2 protein-coding genes are annotated in these 2,552 nt (G+C 56.7%); both read left to right on the top strand.

Going from position 1 to position 2,552, the window contains the following annotated elements:
* Positions 1-271: 271 nt before the first annotated feature.
* A complete protein-coding gene (locus tag EDC34_RS12130) occupies positions 272-778 on the top strand; it encodes a DUF2199 domain-containing protein (RefSeq protein ID WP_114961103.1) in 507 nt (168 codons plus the stop codon).
* 498 nt (positions 779-1,276) lie between these two features.
* A complete protein-coding gene (locus EDC34_RS12125) occupies positions 1,277-1,699 on the top strand; it encodes a hypothetical protein (RefSeq protein ID WP_132982907.1) in 423 nt (140 codons plus the stop codon).
* Positions 1,700-2,552 lie beyond the last annotated feature (853 nt).

Here is a 2,552-nt window from a genome sequence, read left to right as displayed (position 1 = left end):
CGGTTCGTGCCGGCCTCGGTATCGGGGTGCGCCCGTGGCTTCTCGCGGCAGCAGACCCTCCAACACTCTCGCCCGTTGCAGCGTTTCCTTGCGGCAGCATCGGGTTGCGCGCAGGCGGCTCGGCTCTCGGACGGTACAGGCAGCTGCGTGCGACCTCCTTGCGTGCGCTCGCGCGCCCCGCTGGCGTCGTTTTCTGCTACTTTGCGCCCTAACTGTTCGTCCAAGCCGACGCCACTTCGTGGCGCGGCTTAACTCAAGCGTTAGGGCCCGCATGCAGCCTTTCGTTTGTCCAAGTTGTGGTGATACCCACGAAGGACTTCCCACCGATCACGGGTGGAAATTACCGGATGTGGTCTGGGGCATACCTGAAAGCGAGCGAGCCAAGCTGGCAAAGTTCAACAGTGATCTTTGCCAGTTCGGTAACCGTTTTTTTATAAGGTGCTTGCTCAAGCTGCAGTTCAACGAGCAGCCCGAGTACTACGGCTGGGGCGTCTGGATTGAGGTACAAGAGCAGGACTTCTACCGGTACGTCGAGCTGTACGACAAAGACGGGAGCGGCGAACCTCCTGTTTCAGGCACCATCGCGAACTCAATGCCTGGCTATCCAGACACACTCGGCTTGCCCGTAGTGGTGCAATTCCAAAGCAGTACGAGTCGTCCGGCAGTTCTCGTACCAGCGAACATCGGTCACCCTCTTGCGCTGGAGCAAGTGGCGGGCATAGACAACCGTCGCTATCACGAGATACTTGTTGCAACAGGGTCACTAGGCGGGCCCTAACAATTCATTCAAGCCGACGCCGCTTCGCGGCGCGGCTTAACTCAGGTGTTAGCGCCCTTGGGATTGATCTCACGCCTCCGTCAAGCATTCTCGAATCAGTCCAGAGACTGGTGGGATTCGTTCGTAACTTCGTTCAGTGAAGGGGAGCTCGTGGTCACTGAGCACAAGCGCCGGGGACCACCCGTCGTCACTAAGGTACCTTGGTCCAACATCAGCAGTGTTTGCTTCGTTGATGGCGGTCAAGGCAGTGACTGCTTCCACCTCTTTTCAGCAGCTGGGGAAGAGCTTGCAATGGTTCCGGCACAAGGCCCAGGCGGCTTGGAATTCTGGCGTGAACTCAAACGGCGTAACCTGTTCCCGTCGGAAATTTCCGGCCAGGCTGTCCAGTCCAGCAATCAAGGCTCTCAGCTGTGGTGGCCGCCGCAGCACGGGCGCTAACAATTCGTCCAAGCCGACGCCGCTTCGCGGCGCGGCTTAACTCAGGCGTTAGGCCCCGTGTTGAGCAAATTCGCCAACTTTGTAGATCACAAGTTTGTTCGCGGTCTCCTGACGGCCGTTTTGATGGTTGCATCCGCTCTGCTTGCGCCTGTGTCACTTGTTGCCGCTGCATTCGGCCCAAAGGAACCAATGCTTATGGCATTGGGACTCTGTGGACTTGCGGGGCTCATCGGTGCATATATTCGCCTTGGATCCGGGCCAAGCTTCTTCTATGCATCTCGCTGGCTTAAGTACACGGTGCTAGTCTTTCTCTCGCTCGGCTGCGGCGCCGCCATCGGTGCTTCTTTCGCCATTCCTTGGCACATCTACATGGCTACACTCATGCCTCTGATAGGTCTGTTGGGATTGGTTGTTCTGGCTGGCTCCATCAAGCCGGGGCCTAACAATTCATTCAAGCCGACGCCGCTTCGCGGCGCGGCTTAATTCAGGCGTTAGGCCGCTATGGATGGATCTCCGATCACAGCCGGCAACAGGAGCTTTCCACTCTTCCAGAGCCTCGGCGCTCTCGTGATTTTGGCTGGTGCTGCTTACATTTTTGACCCGACAGTCCAGCAACCGGATGAAATTCCAGGCCAGATTCTTACCGCCACACTTCTTGAACACTCAAAAACTGGATTTGAGCAAGTCGCGTCCGTGCAGCTCATATCCGGCGCAATAGTGCAAGTAAATGTCGTATCGACTCCTTACAAAGCCGTTTCTGCGGGAGATGCGGTCATAGTTAGCGAGTCCGTCTCGCTTCTATTTCATAGACATACTTTCGTTGCTAGACCTATCAGATAGCGGCCTAACAATTCGTCCAAGCCGACGCCGCTTCGCGGCGCGGCTTAACTCAAGCGTTAGGCGCCAACAAGCATGCCCGCTAGCTTTCTCACAGAAGTTCTGATCCGTGGCATCTTTGAAGTCGTTTTCTACGGCTTAGGCTATCTCGTTGGCTGGTTGGTGGTTCCAATTTTTTCGCTTGGCCACTACAGCGTTGAGCCTTGGGACTTCAGCAACCGCAAGAAGTCTAAGAGCCGCTCCGCACAACGGTTGCCCAAACAGATATCCGCAGATGCAGCGTGTGGCATTGGACTCGCAACTCTTGCAGTGGCAGCAACAATCGTGTTTCTCATGTGGCGCGCGGCAGGCGCCTAACAATTCATTCAAGCCGACGCCGCTTCGCGGCGCGGCTTAATTCAGGCGTTAGGCCCCCATGGCAGCAGCAATGTTACCCCGCACAACCAGAGGCTGGTCCCGCCTGCTTGGTGTGCTGGCTGTCGTTCTTCCCATGGTCTTT

It is taken from the genome of Thermomonas haemolytica (assembly GCF_004346265.1).
Lineage (GTDB): Bacteria > Pseudomonadota > Gammaproteobacteria > Xanthomonadales > Xanthomonadaceae > Thermomonas > Thermomonas haemolytica.
Note: the sequence above shows the minus strand (reverse complement) of the source record. Positions and strands in the feature narration are given on the sequence as shown.

Excerpts from the sequence above, each read along its gene's own strand:
- EDC34_RS12130 (WP_114961103.1), top strand. The coding sequence starts at position 272 with ATGCAGCCTTTCGTTTGTCCAAGTTGTGGTGATACCCACGAAGGACTT.